This window comes from Streptomyces incanus, from assembly GCF_042656345.1.
Lineage (GTDB): Bacteria > Actinomycetota > Actinomycetes > Streptomycetales > Streptomycetaceae > Streptomyces > Streptomyces incanus.
This window is the reverse complement of sequence record NZ_JBHSPC010000017.1, coordinates 1-15,096: the sequence shown is the minus strand read 5'-3', so window position 1 is coordinate 15,096 and position 15,096 is coordinate 1. Positions and strand designations below refer to the sequence as shown.

Here is a 15,096-nt window from a genome sequence, read left to right as displayed (position 1 = left end):
GAACTACAGCTGCCGTGACTATGCCGTCGCGCTCGATGGTCAGGTCGCCGAGAATGCCGATGCGCAGACCGGTTCTTTCCTGAACTGCGGATTTCCGGCTGTTGGTCATGGAACGCCGTATCTCGTCGGTGTCGAGCCCGAGTGCGACCGCCAGGGCGCGCAGGGTTCGTACCTGTGGCTGCTCCACGCGCCCGCTCTCGATGTCACGCAGGGTCCGCACGCTGATCCCTGACGTCTCCGCGAACTGACGCTGGGTCATGCCTGTACGCTGCCGGAACGCGCGGACTCGGATGTGGAAGGGGAACGGTTCCCTCTGCTGGAGACGACTTCTCGTGACTGCTCCAGCACCCTGAAAATTCGACATGGCCCCCGCCGTTGAGTAATGACTCACCACGTGATCAATGTTTCAGAACGAGCTTTTCGGTCTCCACCCCCAGCAGCGTTCAGCCAACAATTGATCACAAAGTGATCGACTTGACACTGTAATTGACATTCTTACGAATGGTCGAGTGGCCTGCAGAAGCCCCTGGCGTGGCGAGGGAGTTGCGGTCGACGGCCATTGTCCGAAAAAGGGATTGACGGACATCCAGGAGAGCCGTCCCCCGAGGCGCCTCTGCGGGCACGCGTCGCATCTGCGCCACGCGACGGAGGACCTCGCGGACCTCGCCTACCGGACGGGAATCTCACTCAACGACCAGGCCGCCCACCAGGTGGCGACCACACTCCTCGAGAGATCACTGGAAATCTGGCGTACCGTGCCCGGGGACGTACGGCTGCCGCTGGGGCGCACGCTCGGTCAACTCGGTGTGGCCCACCGAGGAGCCGGCCGGCTGCAATTGGCCACCGAAGCCCTCGGGGAAGCACTGGCCGTCCTGCGCGAAACCTGCGGCGAACGGCATCCCGACGTCGCGCGGACCCTCAACAACCTGGGCAGGGTGCATACCCGGACCGGGCGGTACGAGGAGGCCGGCGCGTGCCACCTCCAGGCGAAGGACCGCTACCGCGAACTCTTCGGACCAGAGCACCGTGACGTAGCCACGTCCCTCATCAATCTCGCCGTCGCCCGTCTGGGGAACCTGCAACACGAGAAGGCCCTGCGTGACCTGGAGGAAGCGCTGGGCATCTTCACGCGCGTGCTGGGGCCGAGACACCCGCAGACGGCCTGGGCGCTCGGCAACATGGCACTCGCGCGGTTGGCCGCACGGCACTACACGGAGGCTCTGCGGACCTACGAGCGGGCCCTGGAGATCTTCGAGGAGGCGTACGGCTCCGCGCACCGGGATGTCGCCCTGATGCTCGGTGGGATGGGAAAGGCGTACGCCGGGCTGCGCCGGTTCGACGAGGCGACGGCTCTCCAGGAGAAGGGGATCGCCGCCCTGGAGGACATCTACGGACCGCGTCATGACGTCGTGACCCGGGCGCTCGCGGACCTCGCCGAGACCCGGCGCGCCCACCGGGCGGAATCCGGCGGGGGCGAATGAAGAAGCGTATAGCGGTCGTGGACTTCGGCAGCCAGTACGGCCATCTGATCGCGCGGAGGGTACGGGAGCTGGGCGTCGTCGCCGAGCCCCTCCCACCCACCGCCTCACGCGCCGAGATCGATCTGAGGGAGGTCCGCGGCATCATCCTGAGCGGCGGCCCGGATTCCGTGTTCGCGCCCGAAGCTCCCACGCTGTCGGAGGAGTTGTACGCCGCCGGTGTTCCGGTCCTCGGGATCTGCTATGGCGCGCAGGTGATGGTGCGGCAGCTGGGCGGCGAGGTGGCCGGCACGAGCGAGGGCGGGGAGTACGGACGCTCGGGGCTGCGGGGCCGTGCGGGTGTCCGGTCCGATCTGTATCCGTCCGGTGTCACGGACGAAGAGGTCTGGATGAGTCACAACGACACGATCACGGCGATCCCACCGGGATTCCGGGTCACCGCCCTCTCGTGGGGGAACCACATCGCGATCGCCGAGGACAGCACCCGTCGCCTGTACGCGGTGCAGTTCCACCCGGAGGTCGTCCATTCCGCGCACGGCAGGCAGCTGATCCGGCGCTTCGTGCTGGACCTCTGCGGATGCGACCCGTCGCCGGACGGACCGGCTTTCCTCGGTGACATGTCGAACGCGGTCAAGTCCGCCGTCGGGAGCGAGAGAGTGATCTGCGCGTTGTCGGGCGGGGTCGATTCCGCCGTGACGGCCGCTCTCCTCCACCGGGCCGTTCCGGGCCAGGTCACCCACGCGCTGGTCGACAACGGATTCCTGCGCTCGGGGGAGGTCGAGCAGGTGGTGACTCACTTTCGCGACTGGCTCGGCCAGGAGGTGACCGTCATCGACGCCTCCGAGCGCTTCCTCGAGCAGATCCGGGGAGTCGCGGATCCGGAAGTCAAACGGGAGCGCATAGGCGCGTGCTTCGTCCGGGAGTTCGAAGAGCTCGCCGATCGTATCGGAGCGTCGATCTTGGCACAGGGGACAATCTTCCCGGATCGTGTGGAGTCGGGCATCGGTGGATCGGCCGTCATCAAGACTCACCACAACGTCGGCGGGTTGCCTGCGGAGATGGGGATGCGACTGCTGGAGCCGCTGCGCGATCTCTACAAAGACGAGGTCAGATCGCTCGCGGCGATGCTCGGAGTGCCCCAGCCGATCATCGGGCGCCATCCCTTTCCCGGCCCCGGTCTTGCCGTGCACATCATCGGCGAGGTAACCCGGGCGAAGGTTGCCGTGCTGCGGACGGCGGACGCCGTGTTCATCGAGGAACTGCGGCGCGCGGGGCTCTATGACAACGTCTGGCAGGCGTTCGGGGTGCTGCTGCCCGCCCGGACCGATGGTGCCGCGGGCGGACGGTCGACCTCCCGGCACTGCCTCGCGCTGCGCGCGGTCACCGGCAGCGACGCCATGACAGCCGACTGGGCGAGACTGCCGTACGCGCTACTCGAACGGATCAGCCTGCGGATCACGTCGGAGGTGCCCGAGATCGACCGGGTCGTCCTGGACGTGACGCAGAAACCACCGGGGACGATCGGCTGGGAATGAACTCCCCCGTCCCGCCACGCCGAGTGCAGGGCGGAGAAGCACAGGTCAGCAACCCGGGACACTCCCGCGCCCGATGCTGACCATTTGCTGACCCGATCGACCCTATCGGACCCCTGAACTGCGCAAATACTCAGATGCCAGATCTTGGACTTGGTTGTGGGCTGATGTCCGGGGGGGGAGGAACTGCCGGTCGCCTTCCAGGACTGAATCAGTGATGCGGACGGCTCCGGTGGTGACGCCGGCTGGGATGGCCAGACGTACCGGCGTCACCACCGGGCCGTCAGCTACGTCCTGGCCACCGTGCAACGTCGGCGGCCGGACGTCCGCCGGGAATGCCGGTGCGGCGGCGCCACCGCCCCGCGCCGGCCTCAGTCGGGCTCTCCCCCAGGCGAGACCGCCGGCTACGCCTCGCCCGCAACGCGCTCACGGGCATGCGCACGTTGCGGGCCACGGTACCGGGCGCGCGAGTGGAGCGCGCGCAGAGTGCCGGTAAAGCGGCCGGACCGCGGGACTGATCGACTCAGCCGCCGCTCTTACGCCTGAACGACCGCTGGCTCCCAGCCGGGCCGTGCGCCGCACGCACCTTCGACGCATCCGGGTTGGCGGCAACATCGGCCGCGTCCGCCTGCGCACTGCGCTTGCGCGCCAGGGCTTCACGGAACTTGCGCTTGAGGTCGTAGTTGCCGTCGCTGTCCGGCGCCAGAGGGGGCGTCTCGGGGGAAGCCGGCTCCGAACCTTCCGTAGCTGCGGGCTCTGTGGGCTCTGTGGGCTCTGTGGGCTCTGTGGGCTCTGCGGTCATGGTGACCTCCTGGGTTCGGGGGTGGGTAAGCACAGCTTGTCATGCCGGGCGCAGTGCAGGGCGCCGGCAACATCATCCTGCTCTGTTTCGGCGGGTATCCCACTCGCGGCCGTGGGCGTTCGCTTCTCAGCGGGGGCACAGGACGGGCAGTGGAGCACGTCGAGGACCCGCATCTCCTCTTCGGGCGCGAGAGCGTGGGGTGTCGGCGCCGTTCCCGCCGCGGCCTGGCCGGGGCGGGGCTGCGGCGGTGGCGGCGGTAGTGGGTGGCCCGGCTCACGCCGAGCGCGGCACATGCCCGGACGCGCCCGACCAGCCCGGTGAGCTCTTCGAGGGCCTGGTCGCGGGCAGCGTCGAACACGGCCGCGGGGTCGGCCCCGGTCACTTGGTGTTCTCGCCGTTCCGGTCCGGGGCGCTGTCCGTGGCGAACCGGTCGAGCAGCGCGGAGAGTTTTCCCTGCACCTCGATCACGGTGCGGGCCTTGGCTAGGTCGGCCTGAAGGCGGGCCTTCTCCGCCTTCAGCTTCGCGATCTCCCTGTCCCGCGGGTCCGCCTGTCGTCACGACGCTGCGGCGGGCGGCGTCGTGCTCGACGCCCTCGCGCAGCCGGGTTACGGCCACCCTCGCACGCGAGGCCGCCGCCGCGCGGGTGCGTGCGCTGCGGCCGCGCGGGGGGAACGGCTCAGCGGGACACGGCTTTCCGGCGTCGCGCCACGGAGCGCAGCGCCGGCAGCGCCGCGGCCGCCAGGAGGACCACCGCACCGCAGACGATCGCCGCCGTCCGCGCGAATCCCAGGCTCTCCCCGGCGTGGGGCGCCGACTCCGCATGGGACGCTCCGGTGAGACCCAACACCGGTGCGGGGTGCTCCGGTTCGGGCTTGCCCTCTTCGGCCGGCTGGTCCCAGGAGACGACCTCGCCGTCGTCGTACTGCTGCTGGGCGACGAAGGTCAGCGTGTCCCCGCCGGTGGGGACACGGTCGATGTGCACGACGAAGTCGGCCCCGTCCTCGCCGCTGATCGCGCCGCCGGACCAGCCGACGATGCCGCTCCCGCCGCCGGGTGCCTGCTGCTGCGCGGTCCACCCCTTCGCCTGCTCCGCTCGCATCCCCCGCACGCCCTTCGGTGCCTCGATCCACACGCCGACGGTGCGGGCGTCGTCCTTCTCGTTGGGCACGTGGAACGTCATCCGCACGTCCTTCGCGCCCGGCTTCACCTCGTCCTCGGAGTGCACGTGCACATGCGCCCAGGCGGGGACCGTCGTCCCCATGAGCAGACCCGTGGTCAGCAGGGCCGCGGCCGTCCGGGCCGGCCACCGGAGAAACGTCATCGGTGATTCCTCTCTCGGCGTCCGTGCACGCTGGTCACGGACCACAGGGATCGTGGGAGCGGCCGGCCTGAATCCGGCGCGGGATGGTTCTGTACGGCGTCGGCGGCGGACTGCGCCGTGACGCCGGGCGTTCCAGGACCGCACCCGCTTGGCGGGGACGGTCGGTGTGCGGCACGGTGAAGCGTCGCCTCACGCAGGCGGATTGGTGACGACCATGGCCGCCGTGACGCTCAGGACGAGGGCCCCGACGAGCAGTTCCGCCACCAGGCCGCGCCGGAGGGTGCGTACGTGCGCCGTGTCCGGCAGCACGGGAGGCGCCGGCGCGACCAGTGTCACCGTCGCCCCGGACCCGCCAACGGGTGCGGCGGCAAAGGAAGTCGGTGCCGGGACCGTCGTGTGCCGGCGCAGCCGGCGCCGGGCGACGCCGCCGAGCGCGACGACCACGGCCACGCCGGCCGACTTCAGGAGCAGCAGCCGGCCGAACCGGGTGTCGAAGAGGGCGCCGACGGCACCCACTTCACGCCACGCCTGGAAGGTGCCTGTCACGACGAGCACGGTCACGCCGGCGAACGCGAGCCGGGAGAAGCGGGGCAGCACGGAGGCCAGCGCGGTGACGGCTCCCGGCCTCGCCAGAACCGCCGCGGCCAGCGCGAGTCCGCCCAGCCACACGGTCATCGCGGCGAGATGGGCGAAGTCGGCGGCCAGGGCGAGAAATGGGTACCGCCCGTCGACGGAGTGGCCGGTCACCGGCCACGTGCCCCACAGGACCACGGCCGCCGCGGTCGCCACGAGGGCCGCCGCCCTGGCCCGCCTGCCCGACGTGCCGGCCGCAAGGGTCGCGAGCACGGTCGCGGCGCCCAGGGCGAGAAGGGCGTAGAAGCGTACGGCGTAGGCGTGGTCGGCGAGCGCCGCGTGCTGATGGGCGCCGGAGCCGGACCAGGCGTCCGACAGCGGCCGGCCGTCGGCCCAGACGGCGTGGACGGCCAGGACCGCGAGGGTGCCGGTGGCCAGCAGGCCGAGCCCCGCCCACACCAGGCCCCGGGTGCCGCGGTCTCGCAGCCCGGCGGGCCACAGCCACAGTACGACCAGCAGCACGCCGGGACCGAGCGCGAGTCCGGCGTAACCGGCCGCGCGTGACACGCCGAGGAGGCGGCTCGCCCACGCGCTGTCGGAACCGCCGAGCGGCGGGACGGCGCCGACGACCCGGCTGGTCCTGTGGATGGAGAAACGGAAGGTTCCTGCCACGGGGTGTCCGTCGGTCGACGTCACCTGCCAGGCCACGGTGTACGTGCCCGGGTGCAGGCCGCCGGGCAGGGCGGTCCGAACGACGGGGCCGGGCCGGTCGTCGGGGTGGCCGCCGAGGTCCACTCGGCGCATGTGGTCGTCGAACACGCGCACCGCGTTCTCCCTCGCGGTCACCGGCTGTCGGAACGTCAGCGCCGCCTGGGCGGGCAGGCCGGGCAGCACCTCGTCGGCGGCGGGATCGCTCGACCGTACGCCGGTGTGCGCGGAGGCGGGCCCGGCGGACGCGGCCGCCAGGCAGAGGACGAGGCAGAGCATGGTGATGATGCGGCGCATCCGTTTCCCCCTGGGTGCCCTTGAGATGCAGCGCGTCCAGGGTGGGTCCTCGCCGCCGCCTGCGGCAGCCTCGCCTTTGGGGGTGCGACCCCCTCAAAACGAGGGGGTCAGGTGCGCAGCGGCAGCACGGTACGGACCTCGGTGCCGCCGTCGGGGCGTTCGGTGACCGCCATCCCGCCGCCCAGTTCGGTGGCCGTGTCCCGGATGAGCTGCAGGCCGAGGTGACCGGCCTTGCCGAGTGCGCCTCCCGGGCCCTTCCCGTCGTCCGCCACCCGCACCAGCAGCCGTTTCCCGCCGCCGGTGACCTCGATCCAGGCGTGCCGTGCCTCGGCGTGCTTGAGGACGTTCGTGACGCACTCCCGCGTGCAGCGGTAGGCGAGAGCGGCGAGGTCGGGCCCGAGCGAGGCCCGGACCTCGACGGTCGTGGTGACGCTGAGGCCCTCCCTGCGCAGTCGTTCGGCGAGCAGTTCGACCGCCTGCGGCAGACCGTCCTCGGTCAGGTCCGGCGGATAGATGTCCACCATCATCGTGCGCAGTGAACCGACGGCGCCGCGCAGGACCTCACCGACCTTGTCGAGCATGCCGTCGGCCGTGGCGCCGGCCCCCGGGGGCAGTGCGCCGCGGACGGCCGACAGGGCGTATCCGGCCCCGGCGAGGTCCTGCACCACTCCGTCGTGCAGGTCGCGGGCGATCGCGCGCCGCTCTCGTTCGGAGGCGGTCAGGGCCTTGCCGAGCAGTCTGCTGCGTTCCGCGTCCGCCTTGCTGACGTGGCGCAACAGGTGGATCGACACCGGAAGTTGAGCCACCAGCAGGAGCAGCAGCGCCACGATGGAGAAGGGCACGAGGGTGCGCATCAGCTCGGTCCGCGCGGTGGCGACGCGGGCGTCGGTGGAGTACACCTCGAGCGCCAGCCGTTCACCGGAGTCCAGGTCGAGCGGGACGTAGACCTCCACGAGGCGGCGGCCGCCCTGGGCTTCGGTGACGTTCTCCTCGTCGGACAGGTCGGACAGGGCGGCCCAGCTCGCCCGCTCGTCGATGGTCCTGCGTACGTCGTCGTTCGGGAAGGACATCCCGATGGCGTGGTGCTCGTTGGAGTACAGGACGTCGCCCTGTCGGTTCCACACCTTCACCCGGACGACGCCGGCCTCGTGCTGCCGGGCCCTGACGGCCTCGTCCAGCCGTGTCCGCGCGGAGACGTCCCCGCGGAGCAGCGCCGGCATGGCCGGCTTGAAGATCACGTTGCCCATGAGCTGCGCGGAGCGGGCCGCCTCGGCGAGCGCGGTCTTCTCCGCGATCGAGTCGGCGGCCACCACGGTGCCCGCCCCGACGATCGCGAAGGCACCCACTCCGATGAGCACCATCGCGACCAGCGCCCGTCGGACGGTTCTGCTGCCCCCCGTCTCCGCCGTGGAGCCGCCGCCCGTCCGGTCAGCCATCGGCACCCGCCTCGACGAGGCCGAGCCGTTGCGCCTTCACGACGGCCTCCAACTGCGAGCGCACCCCGAGTTTGAGGTGGATCGCCTTCACGTAGCCGCGGCAGGTGTTGACGCTGATCCCCAGCAGCCTGGCGATCCCGGCCGGCGCCAGGCCCTTGCCCATCAGGCCGAGCACTTCGGACTCCCGGGCGGTGAGACTGGCCGCGCCGGGCTCGTCGGTGACCTGGGGCCGGCCGGCGTCGCCGAACGTCGACGCCGACACCAGCATCGAGCCCTGCCGCACCTCCCGCAGAACGGTCAGCATCTCCTCCAGCGATCCGGACTTGGGCACGAACGCGCTCGCGCCCGCCTGGGCGGCCCGCACCACCCAATCCGGGTCGCGGTGCGCCGAGACGATGACGACGATCGCGCTCGGGGCGGCGTCGCGGACCCGCCGGGTGACGTCCAGTCCGCTTTCCCTGCCGAGCGAGATGTCCATCACCACCATGTCCGGGCGTTCCCTCGCGGTCAGTTCGACCGCCGCCGACCCGGTCGCCGCGCATCCCACGCAGTCGAAGTCCGGCTGTGATCCGAGTGCGAAGGCCAGCAGCTCGGCAAACGTCCGATGGTCGTCGACGATCAGCACGCGCGTCGGCGACGAACCCCTGTGTCCCCCCATGTTCCCCCCACTGGGCGGGCCGCCACCGTTGCCGGTCCGCAGGAGACATGGAACCACGGCATGTAAGGAAAGGCCTATCAGTTGTGCAGGAATGGTGCTTTTTCCGAGTAGCCGACCCCTCTGGTTTGGGGATGGCTGTGGCGCCCCGGGCCGGGCACCGTTGAACCATGCCGATTCGCCTGCTCGTCGTGGACGACCATCAGCTCGTGCGGGACACCCTGGCCACCGTCCTGGACGCAAGCGCACTCGTCGACGTGGTGGGCGTGGCGTGCGACGGGGCGGAGGCCGTCGCGGCGGCATTGCGGCTCGCGCCGGACGTGGTGCTCATGGATCTCGCCATGCCGGTGCTGAACGGCGCCGAAGCGACCCGGCGGCTGCTGGTCCTGCGGCCCGGCACCCGAGTCGTGGTGCTGACGTCCGCGGTCGGCGGACGGCTGGAACAGGCGGCCCTCGACGCCGGGGCCTCCACGGTGCTGCACAAGGACGCCGGGATCGACGAGGTGCTCGACGCGATCGTGACGGTGGCGCCGCGGGCCTGAGCCGCCGGGCGGGTCGCTCCCGGTGCGCGACCGGCGGCGGGCGGCGGGCGGCATGTGGTCGACGGCGAGGGCGGCGGCTCCGCGTGCCGCCCCCAGGGCGGTACGCGGGTCACGGGTCGTGCCCGCCCCTGACGCGGATCACGCTCACGGCGCCCCCGGACGCGGCCACCAGCGCATCAGCACCCGTCCCCTCACCTCCCCGACGGGCACCGGGCCGAACTGCCGGGAGTCGACGGAGTGCCGGCGGTTGTCGCCCAGGACGAAGACGGTGCCGTGCGGCACGTGCGCGGGCCCGTAGTACAGGCCGTCGAGGGTCCGCCGGTCGATCGCCGGTTCCGTGACGGGACGGCCGTTGACCGTGAGGACCCCGTCCTCGATCCCGACGGTGTCACCGGCCACCGCGGCGACCCGCTTGACCAGCCGCGAACCGGCGTGGTCGAACACCACGAGGTCTCCGCGCCGGGGCGTTCCGCGCCAGTAGGCGCGTTCGTCGACGAGCAGGTGGTCGCCGGCCCGGAGCGTCGGCTCCATACTGGCCGACTCCACCCGTACGCGCTCCAGCAGGAGGCTGCCGGCCACGAAGGCCACGGCCACCACCACGCACGCGACGGCCCGGCGCACGGCGGCCCGCGGTACGGCGAGGTGCCGTACCGCGGGCCGCCGGGGCGGGCTCACCCGAGCAGGCCGGTCAGCCCGAGTGTCCACAGGACCGTTCCGATGACGAGGAGTGCGTTGACCGCCCGGGACCGCGCGCGGCCGGAGAGGGACCGTACGAGCACCAGCAGTGCGGCGAGCCGCACGCACAGCGCGGCCGTCAGCAGCGGGTCGGCCTCGACCGGCCGGTTCCGCTGTCCCAGGGGCACGCCGGTACTGACGGCCACCACGTACGAACCGATCAGCAGACCGAGCACGAGGACCGCGGAGAGCGCCGCGGCCGTACCCCGCGAGACCCACACCTGCCGCGCCGCGACGAGCTGGACGACGGCGGCCAGCAGGAAGGGCAGGGCCCCGGCCAGGCCGTACGCCACGCGCTGCTGGAAGGCGACCAGGTCCCCGGCCGCCGCGGCCACGCAGAGCAGCGACGCGACGTGCGGGGGGCGAAGGCCGCCCACGAGGCCCGGACGACCCACCGGCACCGCCCCTTCGGCCGGCGGCGCCTCAGGCGAGGGTGTCATCGTCACCTCCCAGCTCGGGTGCGGGATCGGTCTTCGCCGGGTCGGTGAAGACCGGGTGGTGCTCGGTGCTGGGCGGTCCCACGCGGAACTGCGCCATCATGTCGTGGTCCTCGTGCACGAGGTTGTGGCAGTGGATCATGTAACGCCCGGTGTGCGGGCCGAACTTGACCGCCACGCGCACCGTCTCGTTCTCACCGACGTACACCGTGTCCTTGCCACCGAGCTCCCAGGGGTCGGGCGCCCTGCCGTTGCGGTCCAGCACCTTGAAGTCGACCAGGTGCACGTGGACCGGGTGCCACCAGCCGCCGGACGTGTTGACGAACTCCCAGACCTCGACGTCCCCGAGTCCCGGGTCGGCCCAGACGTACTCGTAGTTGGAGGCGATGACGTCGGCCCAGGTCTTGCCGTTGATGGTCCAGGTTCCGTTCTTGCGGATGAACTCGAACCTCCGGGTCTTCTTCGCCATCGCCGCGGTGAGATCCATCGCGGGCGCGTTCGGGTTCAGCAGGTCCGGGATCGCGTTGCCCGACAGGTCGGTGGGGTCGCTGACGACGTCGAAGGCCATCACGTCGCCGGTGGTGTCGAAGTCCTCGACGTTCGGCACGCGCAGGTTCTTCAGGACCACCCGCTGGCCGATCCTGTACTTGGCGAAGTCGATGATGACCTCGTACCGTTCGGCCATGCCGTGCCGGTAACTGGTCGCCGAACGGGGCTGCGGCATCAGCCCGGCGTCCGTCCCGATGAAGACGAACGGGTCGCCGGTGCTGAGCGCGAACTTGAAGCCCCGCGAGATCGCGCAGTTCAGGATCCGGAAGCGGTACTTGCGCCGCTCGACCTTCATCACGGGCCAGGGCCGGCCGTTGACCAGGATCACATCACCGAAGATCCCGGAGTGCCCCTCGTCGTCGTACAGCAACTGCCCGTCGCGGTCGAACATGGCGTCGCGGATGAGCAGCGGCACGTCGTACCGGCCCTTCGGGATGGGCAGCGACCGCTCCAACTCGTCGTGCATCGTGTACATCGCGGCGAGGCCCATGTACGCGTTCTCGGCGGTGTGGTGGGCGCCGTGGTCGTGGTACCAGAGCGTCCGGGCGTCCTGGAAGTTCGGGTACTGGTAGTCCTTGTACTGGCCGGACCGTGTGATGTCGCTGGCGTAGCCGTCGTACTCCGGCAGCGATCCCGATCCGTGCAGGTGCACCGAGGTCCACGACTCGTACCCCCAACGGGGGTGCACCGAGGGGAGTTCGTTGATCTGCCGTACGACGGCCGGCCGGCCCCGCGTGGCCCGGATCGTCGGGCCGCCGAACGTCCCGTCGTACGACCAGGTCTCGGTCTTCATGCCGGGCAGGATCTCCGTCGCCGCGCTGCGCATGCTGACGGTGTAGTAGTCGGTGGTGCTCGACCGCTTGGTCGGAACCGCCTCGGGCGGCACCGTGAACGGCACGGTGAACGGCTTCGGGAACTTGCTGACCGCGATCCGGTCGGAAGCGGTCTTGGCGCGTGCGACGCGTTCGAGTGGCAGCGCCAGGGCCGCCGACGCGAGGACGCCGAACTTCATCACATCACGTCTGGACAACGTGTTTTCGTGCATTGCGTGCTCACCCCCATGGTGGGCCGCCGAAGCGGCGCTCGGGCCCTGCTCTCCCCCTGGAGTCGCGGATGCCCGTGTTCTTTTCTCGGTGCTGGTCGGTACTGCTCGGTGCTGGTCGTACGCGGTGGGTCATGTACGGCGCCGTACATGACCCGCCGGCAGCGCGATGCCCGTGCGGGTGGACGGGCTGTACGCCGGTCGTGCTCCTCGACCGTGGGGCCCGCGGTGTTCCTGAATGCACCGCTGAGGAGAGACGACCGGGCGGGAAGGCAAGGAGCGGGCAGCCGGTGGAGGGGGGTCCACCGGCTGCCCGGAGGAAACAGGGCGGCCGGTGAACTGGGGGGTTCCTACGGCTGCCCTGTCCTGGCCGGCTCCCCGGCCGCGGGGTTCGTTTGAGGGAACGAACCCCGGCTGACGGGGCGCCGGTCGGTCGGCGATGGTGCGAAAATCCCGTCGTCCCGCCGCCGGGCGGGCGGGACCTCCGCGACAGGCCCTAGCCGTTCGGCACGGTCACCGGTCCCAGGGTTCCGCCCTTGTCGGACGAGATGTAGACGGGGGACGGGTTACTCGTCGCGGCACTGCCGGTCCTCAGGCGCAGGCTCCAGGTCCCGTTGACCGCGCCCGCCGCGGCCGGCTGCACGATCACGCCGGTGGCGAAGACCGGACCGGTCGGCGACCCGGAGCGGAACGTCAGCGACGCGCCGGGGACGGACCCGGTGCCGTCGAGCCTGAGGTCTCCGGACTTCCACTTGGCGAGGGTGATCGCGATCTTGTCGACCGCGGGCACCTTCGGGGTGACGTCGGCCGGCGTCGACGCCGCGCCCCTGCCCACCGCGTTCACGGCGACGACCGTCACGGTGTACTTCGTGTCGTTCGTCAGTCCGGTGAGGAGCAGGCTGGACGCGCTGGGCCCGGCCGTGGCCGTGACCGGCGTCCCCGAAGCGGGCGTCGCGGTGATCTCGTAGCCCGTGAGGGGCGACGTGCCCGGATCCTCGGGCTCCGACCAGCGGACCGTCGCGCTCGCGTTGGAGCCCTGGCCGGTGACCCCCTGCGGGGCGCTCGGCGCCCTGGTCGACCCGAACGTGTACTTCTCCATCCTGGCCTGTGAGGCGTTGCCGGCCGGGTCGAAGGCCACGTACCGCAGGGTCTTCGACCCGTCGGACGCCGTCAGCTCGATCGGCCCGGTGTACAGCGTGGCCGCAGGCCCGGCGGTGCCCGCCTCCAGCGGGTCGGAGCCGTCGAGCGTGTAGTAGATCTCCGAGCCGGTCTCGTCGGCGCTGAGGGTGACCTGCGTGTCGCCCGTGTAGAAGCCGCCGGCGGGCTTCGCGGTCACGGTCGGCGGCGTGGTGTCGCCCGACGGGGTGTTGCCCTGCAGCGCGGGCGGCCAGGACTCGCCGGTCTCGCTGAACGACCTGACCTCGACGCGCTTGCCCTTGACGGAGCCCGGCAGGGTCGCCGAGGTCGCGTCCGGATTGTTGACGCGGACGCCGGCCTCGCTCTGCATGCTGTTCCTGCTGAGCTGGTCGACGGCTCGCACGGTGTATCCGAGGATCGGCGCGGCGCCGGGGACGGGCTTCGGCGGGGTCCAGCTCACGGACGTCGAGTCGTCCTGGTCGTGCACCTCGACGTTGGTCGGCGAGGCCGGCCCCTGCTGCGACGGGCCGGGCGGGCAGCCGCCCATCCCGGGCCCGCCCACCTCGCCGAACTCCGAGATCGTCACGCCCTGGGTGTTGCCGTCGGAGTCCTGGTCCTGCCAGCTCGTCGCCATGTACAGACCGCCGGCGGCGGTGGCGGCCGTGTCCGCGTCGAGGAACTCGTAGGTCGCGGTGAACCTGCCGTCGGCCGCCTGCAGTCCGGAGGCGTAGCCGCCCTTCGGCGCGTTCGTGAGCGGGCCGGGCGCCGCCCGCACGTCGCGCCGTGCCACCACGGTGTTGCGCAGGGCCGGTTCGACGATCCGCTGTTCCAGGAACGTCGGATCGACCCGGGGCCCGAGCCGCCCCTGGATCACCAGGGTGGTCGGCGTGGTCAGGGTGCCGCCGGTGACACCGAGATCGAGGGTCGTGGCGTCGACGGCCACGGTGCCGCCGAACTTGACCGACACCACGTCCCCGGCCCGGATGTCCGGGGTCACCTGGGGGCCGCCGCCCGCGCCCCAGCACAGGCCGCCCGGGTGATTGATCTCGATGGCCGGGTTGCCCGCCGCGATCGAGGCCGCCGCAGCCATCGTGCCGGTGGCCGAGCCGACGACGCCGCTGCCGGGGCGCCGCACCTCGACGGTCACCTGCTCTCCCGCGTGCTCGGAGAATCCGTCGATGGAGACGAAGTCCCGGTCCGGGAAGATCGTGATGTTGTCCGGGAAGACCGGAACAGCGGCTTGGGCGGTGACGGGTGCCATCGAGGCGCTGATCACCATGCCGGAGATGACGAGGCCGGCGGCGGCGGTACGTTTTCTTCTGCCCCCGCCCCGCGCGAACTTGCTCATGACGACATTCCCCTCTGTGGCGACACCCGGACCGACCGGCGCCGGGCGGTCGGCTGCGATGAGCGGGTTCCAAGGTCCCCGATTCCCGTACACCGCGGCAGCCTCGTCTTGGGCACCCCCCTATCCCCAATCTGGAGGGGTCGTCCCTTCCCACGGCGTGCCGCGGGGCGACGCGAGCGGATGGTCCGGGCTCAGAAGGCGGGGTAACCGCACGCGTTGAAGCCCCGCCACGGGGTGGCCGGGCTTTCAGTGTGCTCGAGGCGCCGCGTGCTACGCCGCCTGGCACGCCTTGCACCCGGGGCGGAAACCCATTGCCTGACCGCCGGACGGGCAACACGTAGGGGACCGATAGCACCGAGCGCCGCAGTAAATGCGTACATCTCGCTTGCGGCGGCCGGAGAACCCGCTGCAGGTCGCGATGATCGCGGTAGGGGCTCCGCCGCAGTAAATCCGATATTTACTGCGGCAGTGTGGCCTGACCGATGATTTTTCCGCGCCGTGCT

The 15,096-nt window shown here is 71.2% G+C and carries 13 protein-coding genes; 3 read left to right on the top strand and 10 right to left on the bottom strand.

Going from position 1 to position 15,096, the window contains the following annotated elements:
- Positions 1-259, bottom strand: a 259-nt coding sequence (locus ACFP2V_RS08080; protein ID WP_381207660.1) for a helix-turn-helix domain-containing protein, incomplete at its 3' end; no start/stop codon positions are given.
- A gap of 316 nt (positions 260-575) precedes the next feature.
- Here ACFP2V_RS08080 and ACFP2V_RS08075 point away from each other — a divergent pair.
- Both ACFP2V_RS08075 and guaA read left to right on the top strand, forming a co-directional pair.
- The gene (locus ACFP2V_RS08075; protein WP_381207657.1) at positions 576-1,481 is read left to right on the top strand and encodes a tetratricopeptide repeat protein; all 906 of its coding nucleotides are present in this window, start codon (positions 576-578) and stop codon (positions 1,479-1,481) included.
- Complete coding sequence (gene guaA, locus ACFP2V_RS08070) at positions 1,478-3,013, top strand: glutamine-hydrolyzing GMP synthase (RefSeq protein WP_381207654.1); 1,536 nt, start codon at positions 1,478-1,480, stop codon at positions 3,011-3,013. The genes ACFP2V_RS08075 and guaA overlap by 4 nt, the downstream gene beginning before the upstream one ends.
- 520 nt (positions 3,014-3,533) lie before the next feature.
- On the opposite strand, the gene ACFP2V_RS08065 is transcribed toward guaA, so the two are convergent.
- The 5 genes from ACFP2V_RS08065 to ACFP2V_RS08045 form a co-directional block, all read right to left on the bottom strand.
- Entirely contained in the window at positions 3,534-3,812 is a 279-nt protein-coding gene (locus tag ACFP2V_RS08065; RefSeq protein WP_381207651.1) for a DUF5302 domain-containing protein, read from the bottom strand.
- Positions 3,813-4,489: 677 nt separating this feature from the next.
- A complete protein-coding gene (locus ACFP2V_RS08060) occupies positions 4,490-5,134 on the bottom strand; it encodes a DUF1775 domain-containing protein (RefSeq protein ID WP_381207649.1) in 645 nt (214 codons plus the stop codon).
- Between the two features lie 189 nt (positions 5,135-5,323).
- Entirely contained in the window at positions 5,324-6,712 is a 1,389-nt protein-coding gene (locus ACFP2V_RS08055) for a copper resistance CopC/CopD family protein (protein WP_381207646.1), read from the bottom strand.
- A 107-nt stretch (positions 6,713-6,819) separates the two neighbouring features.
- Positions 6,820-8,148, bottom strand: a complete 1,329-nt coding sequence (locus ACFP2V_RS08050; RefSeq protein ID WP_381207643.1) for a sensor histidine kinase — start codon at positions 8,146-8,148, stop codon at positions 6,820-6,822.
- A complete protein-coding gene (locus ACFP2V_RS08045; RefSeq protein WP_381207640.1) occupies positions 8,141-8,806 on the bottom strand; it encodes a response regulator in 666 nt (221 codons plus the stop codon). The genes ACFP2V_RS08050 and ACFP2V_RS08045 overlap by 8 nt, the downstream gene beginning before the upstream one ends.
- Before the next feature lie 167 nt (positions 8,807-8,973).
- Here ACFP2V_RS08045 and ACFP2V_RS08040 point away from each other — a divergent pair, with 167 nt between their 5' ends.
- A complete protein-coding gene (locus tag ACFP2V_RS08040; protein ID WP_381207637.1) occupies positions 8,974-9,345 on the top strand; it encodes a response regulator in 372 nt (123 codons plus the stop codon).
- A 144-nt stretch (positions 9,346-9,489) separates the two neighbouring features.
- Here the strand turns inward: ACFP2V_RS08040 and lepB are convergent, their stop codons facing one another.
- From lepB to ACFP2V_RS08020, 4 genes are all read right to left on the bottom strand, one after another.
- A complete protein-coding gene (gene lepB / locus ACFP2V_RS08035) occupies positions 9,490-10,020 on the bottom strand; it encodes a signal peptidase I (RefSeq protein ID WP_381207635.1) in 531 nt (176 codons plus the stop codon).
- Positions 10,017-10,520, bottom strand: a complete 504-nt coding sequence (locus ACFP2V_RS08030) for a hypothetical protein (RefSeq protein ID WP_381207632.1) — start codon at positions 10,518-10,520, stop codon at positions 10,017-10,019. Before ACFP2V_RS08030 ends, lepB begins: the two co-directional genes overlap by 4 nt.
- Positions 10,504-12,096, bottom strand: coding sequence for a multicopper oxidase family protein (locus ACFP2V_RS08025; RefSeq protein ID WP_381207629.1), 1,593 nt, complete (start codon positions 12,094-12,096; stop codon positions 10,504-10,506). The genes ACFP2V_RS08030 and ACFP2V_RS08025 overlap by 17 nt, the downstream gene beginning before the upstream one ends.
- Before the next feature lie 508 nt (positions 12,097-12,604).
- A complete protein-coding gene (locus tag ACFP2V_RS08020) occupies positions 12,605-14,593 on the bottom strand; it encodes a fibronectin type III domain-containing protein (RefSeq protein WP_381207626.1) in 1,989 nt (662 codons plus the stop codon).
- Positions 14,594-15,096 lie beyond the last annotated feature (503 nt).

Excerpts from the sequence above, each read along its gene's own strand:
- guaA (WP_381207654.1), top strand. The coding sequence starts at position 1,478 with ATGAAGAAGCGTATAGCGGTCGTGGACTTCGGCAGCCAGTACGGCCAT.
- ACFP2V_RS08065 (WP_381207651.1), bottom strand. The coding sequence starts at position 3,812 with ATGACCGCAGAGCCCACAGAGCCCACAGAGCCCACAGAGCCCACAGAG.
- ACFP2V_RS08060 (WP_381207649.1), bottom strand. The coding sequence starts at position 5,134 with ATGACGTTTCTCCGGTGGCCGGCCCGGACGGCCGCGGCCCTGCTGACC.
- ACFP2V_RS08055 (WP_381207646.1), bottom strand. The coding sequence starts at position 6,712 with ATGCGCCGCATCATCACCATGCTCTGCCTCGTCCTCTGCCTGGCGGCC.
- ACFP2V_RS08050 (WP_381207643.1), bottom strand. The coding sequence starts at position 8,148 with ATGGCTGACCGGACGGGCGGCGGCTCCACGGCGGAGACGGGGGGCAGC.
- ACFP2V_RS08045 (WP_381207640.1), bottom strand. The coding sequence starts at position 8,806 with ATGGGGGGACACAGGGGTTCGTCGCCGACGCGCGTGCTGATCGTCGAC.
- ACFP2V_RS08040 (WP_381207637.1), top strand. The coding sequence starts at position 8,974 with ATGCCGATTCGCCTGCTCGTCGTGGACGACCATCAGCTCGTGCGGGAC.
- ACFP2V_RS08030 (WP_381207632.1), bottom strand. The coding sequence starts at position 10,520 with ATGACACCCTCGCCTGAGGCGCCGCCGGCCGAAGGGGCGGTGCCGGTG.
- ACFP2V_RS08020 (WP_381207626.1), bottom strand. The coding sequence starts at position 14,593 with ATGAGCAAGTTCGCGCGGGGCGGGGGCAGAAGAAAACGTACCGCCGCC.